Origin of the sequence: Agrobacterium tumefaciens (assembly GCF_031801495.1) — a bacterium.
Classification (GTDB): domain Bacteria; phylum Pseudomonadota; class Alphaproteobacteria; order Rhizobiales; family Rhizobiaceae; genus Agrobacterium; species Agrobacterium tumefaciens_K.
In genome coordinates, this window is record NZ_JAOEGC010000002.1 from 2191499 (window position 1) to 2205645 (window position 14147).

At 60.9% G+C, this 14147-nt stretch carries 16 protein-coding genes; 2 read left to right on the forward strand and 14 right to left on the reverse strand.

The genetic code is table 11. From position 1 onward, the window contains the following. Positions 1-3321: an efflux RND transporter permease subunit gene (locus N7578_RS20085; protein ID WP_311111989.1), complete on the forward strand. Its 3321-nt coding sequence runs from the start codon at positions 1-3 to the stop codon at positions 3319-3321. 305 nt (positions 3322-3626) lie between these two features. Next, positions 3627-4310, forward strand: coding sequence for a Crp/Fnr family transcriptional regulator (locus tag N7578_RS20090; protein ID WP_311111990.1), 684 nt, complete (start codon positions 3627-3629; stop codon positions 4308-4310). Positions 4311-4404: 94 nt separating this feature from the next. Here N7578_RS20090 and N7578_RS20095 read toward each other — a convergent pair whose 3' ends face one another. The 14 genes from N7578_RS20095 to N7578_RS20160 form a co-directional block, all read right to left on the reverse strand. Next, a complete protein-coding gene (locus N7578_RS20095; protein WP_311111991.1) occupies positions 4405-5223 on the reverse strand; it encodes an AidB family quorum-quenching N-acyl homoserine lactonase in 819 nt (272 codons plus the stop codon). Positions 5224-5226: 3 nt separating this feature from the next. Continuing rightward, complete coding sequence (ureG, locus tag N7578_RS20100) at positions 5227-5838, reverse strand: urease accessory protein UreG (RefSeq protein WP_311111992.1); 612 nt, start codon at positions 5836-5838, stop codon at positions 5227-5229. A 99-nt stretch (positions 5839-5937) separates the two neighbouring features. Then, complete coding sequence (locus N7578_RS20105; RefSeq protein WP_311111993.1) at positions 5938-6609, reverse strand: urease accessory protein UreF; 672 nt, start codon at positions 6607-6609, stop codon at positions 5938-5940. Between the two features lie 2 nt (positions 6610-6611). After that, entirely contained in the window at positions 6612-7109 is a 498-nt protein-coding gene (gene ureE / locus N7578_RS20110) for an urease accessory protein UreE (protein WP_311111994.1), read from the reverse strand. A gap of 138 nt (positions 7110-7247) precedes the next feature. After that, entirely contained in the window at positions 7248-7784 is a 537-nt protein-coding gene (locus N7578_RS20115) for a peroxiredoxin (RefSeq protein WP_311111995.1), read from the reverse strand. 183 nt (positions 7785-7967) lie between these two features. Next, a complete protein-coding gene (gene ureC, locus N7578_RS20120) occupies positions 7968-9677 on the reverse strand; it encodes an urease subunit alpha (RefSeq protein ID WP_311111996.1) in 1710 nt (569 codons plus the stop codon). Between the two features lie 4 nt (positions 9678-9681). Further along, positions 9682-10326: a Urease operon accessory protein gene (locus N7578_RS20125; protein WP_311111997.1), complete on the reverse strand. Its 645-nt coding sequence runs from the start codon at positions 10324-10326 to the stop codon at positions 9682-9684. Between the two features lie 5 nt (positions 10327-10331). Further along, positions 10332-10751: a lysozyme inhibitor LprI family protein gene (locus N7578_RS20130; protein ID WP_422646717.1), complete on the reverse strand. Its 420-nt coding sequence runs from the start codon at positions 10749-10751 to the stop codon at positions 10332-10334. Positions 10752-10762: 11 nt separating this feature from the next. Then, positions 10763-11119 carry a GFA family protein gene (locus N7578_RS20135; RefSeq protein WP_311111998.1) on the reverse strand — a complete coding sequence of 119 codons (357 nt, stop codon included), beginning with the start codon at positions 11117-11119 and terminating at the stop codon, positions 10763-10765. A gap of 1 nt (position 11120) precedes the next feature. Further along, the gene (locus N7578_RS20140) at positions 11121-11426 is read right to left on the reverse strand and encodes an urease subunit beta (RefSeq protein WP_311111999.1); all 306 of its coding nucleotides are present in this window, start codon (positions 11424-11426) and stop codon (positions 11121-11123) included. Between the two features lie 37 nt (positions 11427-11463). Then, complete coding sequence (locus N7578_RS20145) at positions 11464-11721, reverse strand: DUF1272 domain-containing protein (RefSeq protein ID WP_311112000.1); 258 nt, start codon at positions 11719-11721, stop codon at positions 11464-11466. Between the two features lie 15 nt (positions 11722-11736). Beyond that, on the reverse strand, positions 11737-12039 hold the full coding sequence (locus tag N7578_RS20150) for an urease subunit gamma (protein WP_003491738.1): 303 nt from the start codon (positions 12037-12039) through the stop codon (positions 11737-11739). A 22-nt stretch (positions 12040-12061) separates the two neighbouring features. After that, complete coding sequence (locus tag N7578_RS20155; RefSeq protein WP_311112570.1) at positions 12062-12892, reverse strand: urease accessory protein UreD; 831 nt, start codon at positions 12890-12892, stop codon at positions 12062-12064. Then, the gene (locus N7578_RS20160) at positions 12820-14076 is read right to left on the reverse strand and encodes a polyhydroxybutyrate depolymerase (RefSeq protein WP_311112001.1); all 1257 of its coding nucleotides are present in this window, start codon (positions 14074-14076) and stop codon (positions 12820-12822) included. Before N7578_RS20160 ends, N7578_RS20155 begins: the two co-directional genes overlap by 73 nt. Positions 14077-14147: the final 71 nt, after the last annotated feature.

Below are 14147 nucleotides of genomic sequence, written 5' to 3' on the forward strand. Positions count from 1 at the left end.
ATGAATTTCTCTGCATGGTCAATCCGCAACCCGATTGCGCCGCTGCTCGGCTTCGCGCTGCTGATGTTCCTCGGCATGCAGGCGTTTTACGCCCTGCCGATCACCCGCTTCCCCAACATCGACGTTCCCGTCGTCTCCGTCACCGTCACCCAGAGCGGCGCATCGCCGTCGGAACTGGAAATGCAGGTGACGAAGGAGATCGAGGATGCCGTCGCCGCGATCAGCGGCATCGATGAGATCCAGTCCACCGTTGTCGATGGCCAGTCGCAGACGGTGGTGATGTTCCGCATCGAAAAGCCCACGGAAGAAGCCGTCCAGGACACTAAGGATGCCATCGACAAGATCCGCAGCGATCTTCCCGCCGATATTGAGGAGCCGATCGTCACCAAGGTCGACGTGGAAGGTCAGGCAATCCAGACCTTTGCCGTTTCCTCGCCCAACATGACGCTGGAAGAGCTTTCCTGGTTCGTTGACGACACCATCAAGCGCTCTCTTCAGGGCAAGGCCGGCGTCGGCAAGGTCGACCGTTATGGCGGCGCGGACCGCGAGGTACGCGTTTCCCTGAACCCGGCCAAGCTGGACGCTTATGGCATCACGGCGCCTGAGGTGAACAGCCAGCTGCGCGGCACCAACATCGACCTCGGCTCGGGCCGTGGCCAGGTCGGCGGCGCTGAGCAGACGATCCGAACGCTTGGCGACACGCGGAACGTGGCCGATCTCGCCAACACCACAATTGCCCTTTCCGGCGGCCGCTTCGTCAAGCTTTCCGAACTCGGCACCATCAACGATACCTATGAGGAGCCGAAATCCTTCTCGCGCTTCAACGGCAACCCGGCGGTCACCTTCGCGGTCTTCCGCGCCAAGGGTGCCAGCGAGGTGTCCGTCGCCGAAACCGTGGCCGAGAGCCTCGATCAGGTCCGCAAGGACAATCCGGATGTCTCGATCCAGATGGTCGATGACGCCGTGTATTTCACCTACGGCAACTACGAAGCTGCGCTACATACGCTGATCGAGGGTGCGATCCTCGCCGTCATCGTCGTCTTCCTGTTCCTGAAAAACTGGCGCGCAACGTTGATCTCGGCCGTCGCATTGCCGCTTTCGGCCATCCCGACATTCTGGATCATGGACATGTTGGGCTTTTCGCTCAACCTCGTCAGCTTCCTCGCGCTGACGCTCGCCACGGGTATCCTTGTGGACGACGCCATCGTGGAAATCGAAAACATCGCCCGCCACATCAAGATGGGCAAGACGCCGTACAGGGCAGCACTCGAGGCTGCCGATGAAATCGGTCTTGCGGTGATCGCGACCAGCTTCACCATCATCGCGGTGTTTGTGCCGGTGTCCTTCATGCCTGGCATTCCCGGCCAGTACTTCATCCAGTTCGGCCTCACAGTCGCCTTCTCGGTGTTCTTCTCACTGATGGTGGCGCGCCTGATAACGCCGCTGATGGCGGCCTACCTCATGCGTGCCGAAGACGCGATGGACGACCATCACGACAACGACGGTCCGTTGATGAAGGCCTATACCCGCATGGTCACGGCCACCACCCGCAAATGGTGGGCCCGCTACCTGACCATGCTTGGCGCCATCGGTTTCCTCGTGGGTTCGGTCATCCTGCTGAGCGGCGTTCCCGGCAGCTTCCTGCCGCCGGACGACGCTTCGCGCGTCACGCTGTCCATCGAGCTGCCGCCGAATGCGACGCTGGATGAAACCGACCGCACGACGACCGCGATCTATCACGCCATCCGTGACATCAACGGCGTGGAAAGCGTCTTCGTACTCGGCGGCGCTTCACCCAAGGGCGATCTCGAACTGCGCCGCGCGACCGTCAACGTCATTCTCCAGCACCTCGATCATTCGCTGGTCAAGACGTTGGTCAACAAAGGTCTGGGATCCATCCCGCTGATTGGCCAGTACCTTCCCAAGCTCGAAGAAAAGGGACGCACACGTCCGCAATGGGACGTGGAGCGTGACATCTTCGCCAAGGTCAACCAGATACCCGACGTCCGCATCATCAAGCTCAACGACCGTGCAGAGCGCGAACTGAGCTTCAACTTCCTGTCAAAGAACGAGCAGGATCTGAACGATGCCGTCGGCATGCTGGAATCGCGTCTGCGTGCCTCGCCTATCCTGGCGAACGTCAGCTCCGAAGGTGCCCTGCCGCGTCCCGAACTGCAGATCCGTCCGCGCAAGGATGAAATCGCCCGCCTCGGCATCACGCCGCAGCAGATTTCCCAGACGATCCGCGTCGCCACCATCGGCGATATCGATGCGCAGCTTACCAAGATCTCGCTGGACGACCGGCAGATCCCGATCCGCGTACAGGCATCAACGGATACCCGTCAGGATCTAGCAACCATCCGGGCGCTGAAGATCAAGACGGCTTCCGGTTCGCTGGTGCCGCTCTACAGCGTCGCCGACATCGACTATGCCGAAGGTCCAAGCTCGATCAAGCGCAACGATCGCAGCCGTGTGGTTTCCATCGGCTCCGATGTGCCCTTCGGTACGGCTCTCGATACCTCGACGGCCGAGTTTAAGCGGATCGTTGATGAAACGAAGCTGCCCCCCACCGTTCGCCTTGCCGAAAGCGGCGATGCCAAGGTGCAGGGCGAAATGCAGCAGGGCTTCGTCAACGCCATGCTGCTGGGCCTGCTTCTGGTGCTGGTGGTGCTCATCCTGCTCTTCAAGGATGTCATCCAGCCCTTCACCATCCTTTTCTCGCTACCGCTTGCCATCGGCGGCGTGGCCGTGGCGCTCATCCTCACGCAGAACGCGCTGTCGATGCCCGTTCTCATCGGCATCCTGATGCTCATGGGTATCGTCACGAAAAACGCCATCCTGCTGGTGGATTTCGCCATCGAGATGCGCCGTCACGGCATGGAACGGGTTCACGCCATGGTGGAAGCGGGCCGCAAGCGCGCCCGTCCGATCATCATGACCTCCATCGCCATGTCGGCGGGTATGCTGCCCTCCGCGCTCGGCGTAGGTGAAGGCGGCTCCTTCCGTGCGCCGATGGCAATCGCGGTCATCGGCGGCATCATTGTCTCGACGGTGCTGTCGCTGATCGTCGTGCCCGCTTTCTTCCTCATCATGGACGACCTGTCCCGCCTGCTCGCCCACCTCTTCGGCCGCTTCGTCGGCAAGAAGGAGCATGAGGATCCCACGCTCTCCAACGAGGAACTGTCCGGCATCGCCCGCGAAAACAGCCTGGCTCTCTCCTCGCTCGAAGCGCGTGTCGCGGGCATGGAAAAAAACGAAACGGACAAGCACCCTGACAAGGGCGGCAAGATCTTACGCCTGCCACCGCTTGCAGCCGAGTAATCCAGACAGAACGCCGGGCCAGAAGCCCGGCGTTGTTTGTTTATGCGTTCAACGTCATCCTCGGCCGGCACGACATCAAACGACCAAAGAGATTTTTTCGCCAAACGCCAAAAACAACGACGTCCATTTGATCGAAATCAATTCCCTTTCCATCTGAAGCGCTATTCTCATCCGCATCGGAAATTGCCGGTGGAAGGACGATGCGGATGAGCCTTTTGCAGACAGGCGTCAGGGAGCGGGCACAGACAGGATTCCGCGTTGCTTCGAACAGCCCGGCTATGGGGTTGTGTGGGAGCCGCAGGGACATGAACAAGACTGTCAAGCTGAGCAACAAGGACCGGAACATTCTGCTGCGGGCGCCGCTGCTCGGAATTTCCGATGATACGGCGGCCTTGAGACTGATGGATTCGGCCTCCGTCGCCAGCGCCAGTGCCCGTAATGTCATTTTCAAGGAAGGCGAAAGCGCCCAGCACTTCTATTGCGTGCTGACCGGCTATGTGCGCCTTTACCGCCTCGACCGGCACGGGCGCGAAGCGGACATCCGTATCTGCGGCCCCGGCGATACCTTCAACGAATGCCTGATCTTCGGCAGCGACACGTATCGCTTCAATGCCCAGGCTGCGGAGAATGCCACCCTTGCACGCTTCGAGCTGGAGAGGATCCGGATCCTCATCGATCAGGAGCCGGCAATAGCCAAGGCCGTCATGCGCTGCATGTCGAACAGCCTGCTCGGCAGCATGGAATGTGTGGCCAATGACCGGCTACAGACCGCGCCGCAACGTGTCGCGCACTATCTGCTCAATCAGGGTCCGCGCGACGCCGCATCCTTTTCGCTGCGCCTGCCCTTCCAGAAAAGCCTGCTGGCCGGCAAGCTCGGCCTTGCTCCGGAAGCCTTGTCGCGCGCCTTTTCCGCCTTGAAAAAGGCGGGCGTGACCGTCCGGGGCCGCATCGTTCAGGTCAACGATGTCGCTGCCCTGAAACAGCTGTGAAAATCGCTGTGCGGTTTTAGCAATCGTCAGGGAGAGGGCGGCGGGCGGAATGCTGGGAGGCATTCCGCCCTCATCTTTTACGGGCGGGTGGTGCTTATTCCGGCACGAAGCGAAACGCGCCATCCTCGCGGTTGATCCGGAAAAATCCGGTCAGATGCCCACCGCATACCACCCACCCATTCTCAGCCGCGTCGTTCAAAGCGGTCAGACGCGTGTCATAGGCAAGTTGCTGATCGATATCGTAAATCACGCCGACGGCCGGATCGGCCGACTGAAAATCCACGCTGTGCAGGACGTCACCCCACAGCAGCAGCCGGTCCGCCCCTTCGCCCACCAGATATCCCGTATGCCCCGGCGTGTGGCCGGGTAACGGAATGGCCTCCATGCCGTCGGCGACCCGGCCCGCGGGTATCGGCCGCACCCTGTCTCCGTAGACGTCGACCAGCCGGGCGACGATATCGAACGCTCCCTGGCGCGCGGACGGCAATTTGCTGCGCTCTTCCTCACTGGTGAAAAATGCCAGATCGGTTTCCGGTGCCCATATTTCCGCATTGGGAAAATAACACGCATCGCCCTCGAACAGACCCAACGCATGATCGCCGTGAATATGCGTCAGCAGAACACGCGAGACGTCCTGCGGCTGAAAGCCAGCCGCAATCATTGCCGCACGCGCATGTCCGTAATCCCCGCCCCAGGCGGTGCCGCAACCGGCATCGATCAACGACAGCCCATCCGGACCGGACAGGGTGAAACAGTTCACATCCATGTCGACCATCTTGCCATCGAAGCCGGCAAGTGCAGCGCCAAGCGCCGCCTCGCCGTCCCGGTGCACAAGATGCTCCACCGGTGCCTTGTAGACGCCATCGACAAACCGCTGGATGTCGTAGCCACCGAAACGGCGCTGCATGCTCATCGCTTAAAGTCCGCCATGCTCTTTCAAAAACCCGACGATGCGGTCGATGCCGTCGCCGCGCTTCATGTCGGTGAAGACGAATGGCATGGTATTGCGCATGCGGGTTGCATCGCTTTCCATCACGCCGAGATCGGCTCCGACGTAAGGCGCCAGATCCTTCTTGTTGATGACCAGCAGATCGGAGCGGGTGATGCCCGGCCCGCCCTTGCGCGGAATTTCCTCACCCTGACAGACGGAAATCACATAGATGGTGATATCTGCGAGATCGGGCGAAAAAGTCGCTGCCAGATTGTCGCCGCCGGATTCGATGAAGATCACGTCGAGATCGGGGAAACGTTCGTTCAGACCGGCAATCGCCTGCAGATTGATGGTCGCATCCTCACGGATCGCCGTATGCGGGCAGCCGCCCGTTTCCACGCCGACAATGCGCTCGGAGGGCAGCGCCTGCATGCGCACCAGCGCCTCGGCATCTTCCTTGGTGTAGATGTCGTTGGTGACGACCGCGACGGAATAATCGGCACTCATCGCCTTGCACAGTTTCTCCGTCAGCGCCGTCTTGCCGGAACCGACCGGCCCGCCGATGCCGATGCGAAGCGGACCATTTCCCGATTTCATGATGTTGTTCCCTTCGAAATGCTTCGTATTTGTTGTCACAATAACGCCTCGCTCCGGCGCTTCAAGCGCGATCATGCTGCGTTGCGGAAGAGGTGCGGATCAGGAGCGGAAAAGCCGTGTCGCCTGCGTTTCATGGCGCATGGTGGCCGTGTCGGCGATGATGGTCGCACTGCCGAGATCGTCAAGCGTCGTCGACGCTGCCCGCGCCGCTGTTTCCGCCACAAGCCGCTCGCTCTGCGCCAGAATGGCAACCCCATCCGTCTGGCCTGCAACGCCAAGCCGGATACCCGCGGAAACGATCTGCGCCACGCCCGAATGCAGATAGGCGGCAATGGCGTCCACGAGAGGAACACCATGAGCACCCGCGACAGCGCCGACCGCGACGGGGTATGGCGTCTGTTTCGGCAGATGCTCGAACACAGCATGCGGCCATGCTCGAGCCGCGCCAACGAAAGCGGTGCCAAGCAGCAGCGTCTCGCGGTGACGTTCCGCGGACCCCGCCAGCGCCAGTGCCAGATCGGCCGCATCCTGCAAGGAGGCGCCATCGCCCGTATGACGCCAGGCGTCGCTCAGGAAAACGGCGTCGTTCCATAGCGCCCCGTGGGTCAGCAGCGTCTCCACCCAGTCGCCGAGGCTCGCCGCATCGTGCACGCGCCGGTCCTCGACGGCCTTTTCCAGACCGCCGGAATAGGAAAACGCGCCGACGGGAAACGCGGGCGACATCCATGCCAGCAGGCGCAGCAGCGCGCCCACATCACGATTTTCACTCATGCTCAGCCGTGGTCGTGGTGATGGTGGCCATGCCCATGGTCATGATGATGCCCGTGCGAATGGCCACCATGGGAATGATAGGCGCCGCGTGCAGGCTGGAACGGCTCTTCCACGTCCCGCACCGTCGCACCAAGACCTTCCAGCATAGCGCGGATGACGTGGTCGCGCAGGATGAGAATACGCTCCTCCTCGATCTGCGCCGACAGGTGCCGGTTGCCCAGGTGCCAGGCCAGCTCGATCAGGTGCAGGCGGTCTTTTGCCTTGATTTCGAACAGCTTTTCGTCAGATGCGCGAACCTCGACCAGATCGCCGTTCTCCACCACCAGCAGATCGCCATGGGCAAACAGCACCGCTTCCTTCAGGTCCAGCATCACCATTTCGTCGTTCTGGAGATGCAGCAGCTTGCGACGCAGATGGCGCTGGTCGTGCGCAAGCGTCACGTAACCGGACGGCTCGTCGGCAGGGGTTCCAGCGGGAAGATAGGAGGTGACGCGCAGCATGGGATGATCCGTTTCAGAAACAGTCTTGGGGTTCCGATTTTTGGCGGATTGCGAGGCCGATTTCAAGGCGCGTTTGCCGCCAAAATGACAAAGGCCCGGCATTGCTGCCGGGCCTTTCATAAAACTCGAAAACCGAACTCAGGCCGCAGCGCGAGCCTTGAGGTTTTCAAGAATGTTCTGCGGCGAGGAAACGCCATATGGATCGGATTCGCAATTGTCCGAATAACCTTCTTCCTCGAACCACTGCTCGACAACGCCATCGTTGACGACGGCCGCGTAACGCCAGGAGCGCATGCCGAAACCGAGATTGTCCTTGGCAACCAGCATGCCCATCTTGCGGGTGAACTCGCCCGAACCGTCCGGAATGACCTTGACGTTTTCGAGGTTCTGACCCTTGGCCCATGCGTTCATCACGAAAGCATCGTTGACGGACAGGCAATAAATTTCATCGACGCCAAGCGCACGGAATTCCGGCGCCAGCTTTTCGAAATCGGGCAGCTGGAACGTCGAGCATGTCGGCGTGAAAGCGCCCGGCAGCGAGAAGAGAACGACCTTCTTGCCCTTGAAGTAATCATCGGAGGTCACGTCCTGCCAACGGAACGGGTTCGGGCCACCAACGGCTTCGTCGCGAACGCGCGTGCGGAAGGTAACGGCGGGCACTTTTTTGCCGAGCATGTCTTTTCTCCTGATCTGGCGTTGTGGCGCGGCAAAGCTTGGGAACAATCCGCGCGGAATTATTGTCCCGTCCGCTTAGCGCAAAACCTGCCGCAATGCAGCACAAAAAACGCAAAAACCGTCCACCGGACAACTGCTATGCACAATTGTCGTACCGGTAAACGGCAGGATCGGAGAAACCGATCAGAACAGGAAATAGCGCTGCGCCATCGGCAGAACCGTCGCCGGTTCGCAGGTCAGCAACTCACCATCGGCGCGCACCTCGTAGGTTTCCGGGTCCACCTCGATATGCGGTGTCAGCGAATTGTGGATCATCGACGCCTTGGAAATGCCACCGCGCACGTTCTTCACGGCAAGCAGCTTCTTGGCAACGCCAAGGCGCTGGGCAAGGCCCGCATCCAGAGACGCCTGCGACACGAAGGTAACGGAGGAATTGGTACGCAGCTTGCCATAGGCGGCAAACATCGGCCGGTAATGCATCGGCTGCGGCGTCGGGATCGAGGCGTTGGGATCGCCCATCGGCGCGGCGGCAATCGAGCCGCCGAGCAGCACCATTTCCGGCTTCACACCAAAGAAAGCCGGGTTCCACAGCACCAGATCGGCACGCTTGCCGACCTCGACGGAGCCGATCTCGTGGCTGATGCCATGCGCGATGGCCGGGTTGATGGTGTATTTCGCCACGTAGCGGCGGACGCGGAAATTGTCGTTCTCGCCGGTTTCTTCCTTCAGACGGCCACGCTGGCGCTTCATCTTGTCCGCCGTCTGCCAGGTGCGGATCGCGACTTCGCCGACGCGGCCCATGGCCTGACTGTCTGAGGAAATGATCGAGAACGCGCCGATATCGTGCAGAATGTCTTCCGCCGCGATGGTTTCCTTGCGGATACGGCTTTCGGCAAAGGCGATGTCTTCAGGGATCGAGGGCGACAGGTGGTGGCACACCATCAGCATGTCGAGATGCTCGGCGAGCGTGTTGACCGTATAGGGCCGCGTCGGATTGGTCGAAGACGGAATGACGTTCGGATTGCCGCAGACCTTGATGATATCGGGCGCGTGGCCACCGCCCGCACCTTCGGTATGGAAGGCATGGATGGTGCGGCCGCGGATGGCGGCAACCGTGTCTTCCACGAAACCGCTCTCGTTCAGCGTATCGGTGTGGATCATCACCTGCACGTCGAAGGCGTCGGCGACCGTCAGGCAGTTGTCGATGGCGGCAGGCGTCGTGCCCCAGTCCTCATGCAGCTTCAGCGAGGAGGCACCGGCAAGAATCATTTCTTCCAGCGGCGCAGGCAGCGAGGCATTGCCCTTGCCCGCCAGCGCAAGGTTCATCGGAAAGGCATCGAAGCTTTCGATCATACGCTCGATGTGCCATGCGCCTGTGCAGGTGGTGGCAAGCGTGCCATGCGCGGGGCCGGAACCGCCGCCCAGCATGGTGGTCACGCCGCTCATCAGCGCTTCCTCGATCTGCTGCGGGCAGATGTAGTGGATATGCGCGTCCATGCCGCCAGCGGTCAGGATCTTGCCTTCGCCTGCAATCGCTTCCGTCGAGGGGCCGACGATGATCGTCACGCCCGGCTGCGTATCCGGGTTGCCCGCCTTGCCAATGCCATGGATTCGGCCGTCCTTCAAACCGACATCGGCCTTGTAGATGCCGCTATGGTCAACGATGACGACATTGGTGATGACGGTATCGACAGCGCCTTCGCCGCGGGTCGCCTGGCTCTGGCCCATGCCGTCACGAATGACCTTGCCGCCGCCGAACTTCACTTCCTCGCCGTAGGTGGTGAAATCCTTCTCGATCTCGATGAAGAGTTCGGTATCGGCCAGACGAACCTTGTCGCCCAGGGTCGGGCCGAACATGCTGGCATAGGCGGCACGGGAAATCTTGTAAGACATGGGCTCAGGCTCCTTGGGACGCGGAGAAAATCGATAAATTGGAAATTCGGGTCAAACGACCCTGATTGATGAGGGCATCGACCAGCTGGCGTTCGGCGGCAAACGGGTGTCCGCTCCAGCCTTCATGGCCGAAACCGGCAAGCGCAAGATTGTCACCGGCCGTTCCGTTCTCTTCCAGAACATGGGCGATGGCGATCATGCCGCTGCTGGGACAGACATAAGGCTCGGGCGAATAGGCCTGCAACGCCGCATCCATCTGCTCGTGGATGGCACGCGGAATGACAACATGATCCTTGCCCGTCTGATCCGCGATGGCTGCGAAACCCGCGCTGTAATCGGCACAGAAATCATCGAGTTCCGGCCACTTCTCGAGGATGTCCGGCTCCATCTCGGCAAACTTCGCGGGATCGCGAACCGACCAGATGGCGGATGCCTGCCGCACGGCCTCGAGGCGGCGCCAGTCGTCGCCTTCTGCCATCGCCTTGCCGGGCCGCCCGGTGTTGCACACGGCAACGATATCGGTCCGGCGGCCACCCGGCCCGACAGACCGGCAGTCGTTGAAACGGATCACCATATCGGAAAGGTCGATGAAATCGGCCATCCCCTGCGGTATCTCCCCGTTTCCGACAATCATGATACGACGCGCCATACCCTTCAGAAACCTTCCGAAAGTTCGCGCAGTTCGGCTGCCCGCTTGCTGCTCATGTCGGCAAGGCAGGCGGAAACCAGCATCGGCTCCATCGTTCCTCCGCGGGCCTGAAAGCCGTGGAAATCGCAATTGACGTCACGAAACGCCACCCAGGCGCGCTGCGCAGCGACCAGCGCTTCGGTCGCGCCTTTACCGGCCTCGTCGGCATTCTTGTCCCGCTCGGCCAGCACCTTGCGCAGCTTCTGGTATTCGGCGTTCAATTCCTTGTCGGCCTTTTCGTAGTCCACACCGGCGCAATAGGTCATATCGGCCTGCGTTTGCGGCTCCTTGCAATCAGGCGCATCCTCAGCCAGAGCAGGCAAAACCGCGCCGCCTGACAGAAGCAGCAGCATGGTTGCGACAAGACCGGACATCAACCGCTTCATGGGCGCCGACCTCACGCCGCAGCGCCGTCAAATGCCTGCGGCTTCAACGCACGCGGATCGACACCATCGAGACAATTCGCGTTGACCGCCACCATCGGCGTTCCATCCGGTCCGTCGGCATAAGCGAAACTTTCGATGCCACAGGTCGCGCAGAACAGATGATGGATCTTGTTCCTGTTGAACAGATATTCAGTCAGCTTGTTCTCGCCGGAAAGCAGCGTGAACTTGTCCTTCGGCGCGAAGGCCAGAGTGGAACCGAGGCGCTTGCAGCGCGAGCAGTTGCAGACGACCGTGTGATCGAGATCGGCATCGACCTCGAACTCGACCGCGCCGCACTGGCAGCTTCCATGATAATGAGCGGTCGCCATATCAGAGCTTCCCCATGACCTGCTGGCGGAAACCATAGACTTCCCGTTTGCCGGAAAGCGGCACCAGCGTCACCTCACGCTTCTGGCCCGGCTCGAAACGCACCGCGGTTCCCGCAGGAATATCGAGACGCATGCCGCGCGCCTTGTCGCGATCAAATGCAAGACCAGCGTTTGTTTCCGCGAAATGATAGTGACTGCCGACCTGCACCGGACGGTCGCCGGTATTGGCAACGGCAATCGTCACGGTCGGCTGACCGGCATTCAGTTCGATGCTGCCCTCCGCAGCAATGATTTCGCCTGGTATCATGGTGTTCCCCTTATATTATATCTCAAGCGATCTTGTATCAGGCGGCTTTGACTGGTGCGCACCCTTCGGCTTTCAGAATCCGTTTTGTCGAGGCCGGATTGTTGACGAGCTTGGCGGCGGGCCTGATCGGCCTGCGAACCAGCTCACCGCCGCAATTCGGACAGGCACCGGAAAGAACGCCCGTCGCACAATCAGCGCAATAGGTGCATTCGAACGAGCAGATCATTGCCTCGATGCTTTCCGGCGGAAGATCGCGGTCACAGCATTCGCAGTTGGGCCGAAGTTCCAGCGCCATGGCCGCTCCTTCTCCTTACCGGATCGGTTCGTGCACGGTCACGAGCTTCGTGCCGTCCGGAAACGTCGCTTCCACCTGAACGTCATGGATCATTTCGGCAATGCCTTCCATCACCTGATCGCGGGAAATGACATGCGCGCCCGCTTCCATCAGATCGGCAACCGCACGGCCGTCGCGCGCGCCTTCCACGACGAAATCGGTAATCAGCGCAATGGCTTCCGGGTAATTCAGCTTCACGCCGCGCTCCAGGCGGCGGCGCGCCACCATGGCGGCCATGGAAATCAGAAGCTTGTCTTTTTCTCGAGGGCTAAGGTTCATCGTCGTCCCAAACTGTGAAGCTTTACAGATTCCAGACTTTCGGCACTGACGCGCCATTTCGCAAGAGCGAAATGACCGGAAAGAGTATTTTTCTGAGGGAGAAGCCATCGGTTGCGGAAACGCGGATGACAAGCTTGCCCTGCCACTCGCTGGCCCCGCCATTCCCACCGACCAGATCGCGAATTTTCGCGAGATGGGATTCGGCCAGCGGTCCGATATAGAGAATGGTGGCAAAGGCCACCTGCCCGCCGAGAACCGCCGCTTTCGCCGTCAGTTCCGATACATTTCCGTCAAGCAGCAGCTCCTCGGCGTGCACGAGCCTCCCACCGTGACGAACACGCCAGCGGTCGCGGAAAAAGCCCCTGTCCATCGCCTCGCCCATGGCCTGACGTCCGAGCAGAACCGCCTCCACGGCGATGAATTCGGCCGAGGCGTCGAGGTCCGCTTCCAGCCTGCGGGTCAGGGAGGATTGGTCGAAGAGGATGGTTTCCTGCGGCAGCCAGTGCAGTTTTGCCCCCGGCCCTGCGGACATGCGCGCCGTAACGGCCGCTGTGCCGGAGGATGCCTTGTAGACCTTTTCGCAGGCCTGCGTCGTCACGACCAGCGATGTTCCGGCCGCGGCATCCGCCCGCCACTCGATCTGGTCGCCGCCGGTCAGCCCACCGGAGGAATTGATGAGGATCGCCTCGATCTCGTTCGAGAATGTATCGGGCAGGCGTATCTTGGCGCAGCCTTCCTGAAACAGTTCATCAAGCCGGCCACGGCCTTCGACCGCCTTGGTTACAATGCGCCCTCGTCCGCGGGCACGTTGCTGAGGGGCATGTTCACTGCCTTGCTGGACGGAAGGGCGGATGCGTTGCTGCTCTGGTTGCACGATGTCTCCGGGGTGCTTGCGGAAGCGGCCCCCACCTTCGCAACGCAGTCCTTTTTCACGACCGCGTCCACCACCAGCTGCCCTTCCGTATTACGGAAGAAATCCCACATTCTTTCAGCCGCATCAACCGTCCGTGTCACCTCACCTGTGGGCATCTTGCGCTCGACGGCAGGTTGCACCTTCGGCGCCTGATCGCTGCTGCCCGGCTTGCGGGTAACGATGGCGGATGCGGCCAGCACTTCGGCCTTCATGGTGGCGCGCGGCCAGGCATGATCCCAGTTGTCGATGACATAGGAATGGATGCGTGCGCCGGACTTGCACACGTCAAAGGAATTAACCGTGAAACTCTCGCCCGCCTTGCTCTTTGCGCCGCCCTTGCAGCCATCCAGCTCGGCCCAGCGTTTCAGCGCCGTCTCACCGCCATATTGCCAATAGGACTTGCCGCCGCCCTGATAGGGGTTGGCCGGATCCTTCGTACCTGCAAACGCGATGATCGACATCGGCCGCGCCGGCTTGCAGCTGGCGGCGTCCGGACCCCACTTGCCCTCGATCTCGACCGGATAACCGGCACGCAGCGACGCGACGAATCCAGCCGCCGTAAAATCATTGCTGCCGCTGCAGAGGAACTGCGAGAGCATGCGCCCGCCGCCGGAGTAACCCGAACCGAAGAAACGCTCTTCATCCACGCAGAACTTGCCCTTTACCATGTCGATGGCGTCATGGATATAGGTGACTTCGTCCAGCCCGCCGGGACGCGTGGTCACGCCGGGAACGTTCCAGGCATGCGTCCCCTGCAGCTCGCCGTTCAGGCTGCCCTGAAGCGCCACGACAACAACGCCGTCACGCTCCGCCAGCTTGTCCCAGCCGCTGCGGTTCAGCTGCCCATGCGCGTTGCTGTTGGAACCATGGAAATCGAACACCACCGGTAGTGGCTTTTTTCCATCATAGGCGGATGGAACGAAATAGACGCCCTGCCGTTCTGTACCATTGGAAAGAATGGAAAAGTCGTGCCTGCCCGGCTCCATGCCGGCACCGGGCACCTGACCGCAGGTCGATGCCGACGCTGCGACGCCTGTACTCGCGCAGATCGCAAAACCGGCGATGAGGATTCGAGCGGAGCGGAACAGCCGGAACGTCCGGCCAACTGCAAAGTCTTGGTTCATTGACACGCCTTTATTGGGCACAGTTCCCCGAACTTTAAGTCGAGTGTGCGTGGAATGTAAGGGATCAACTG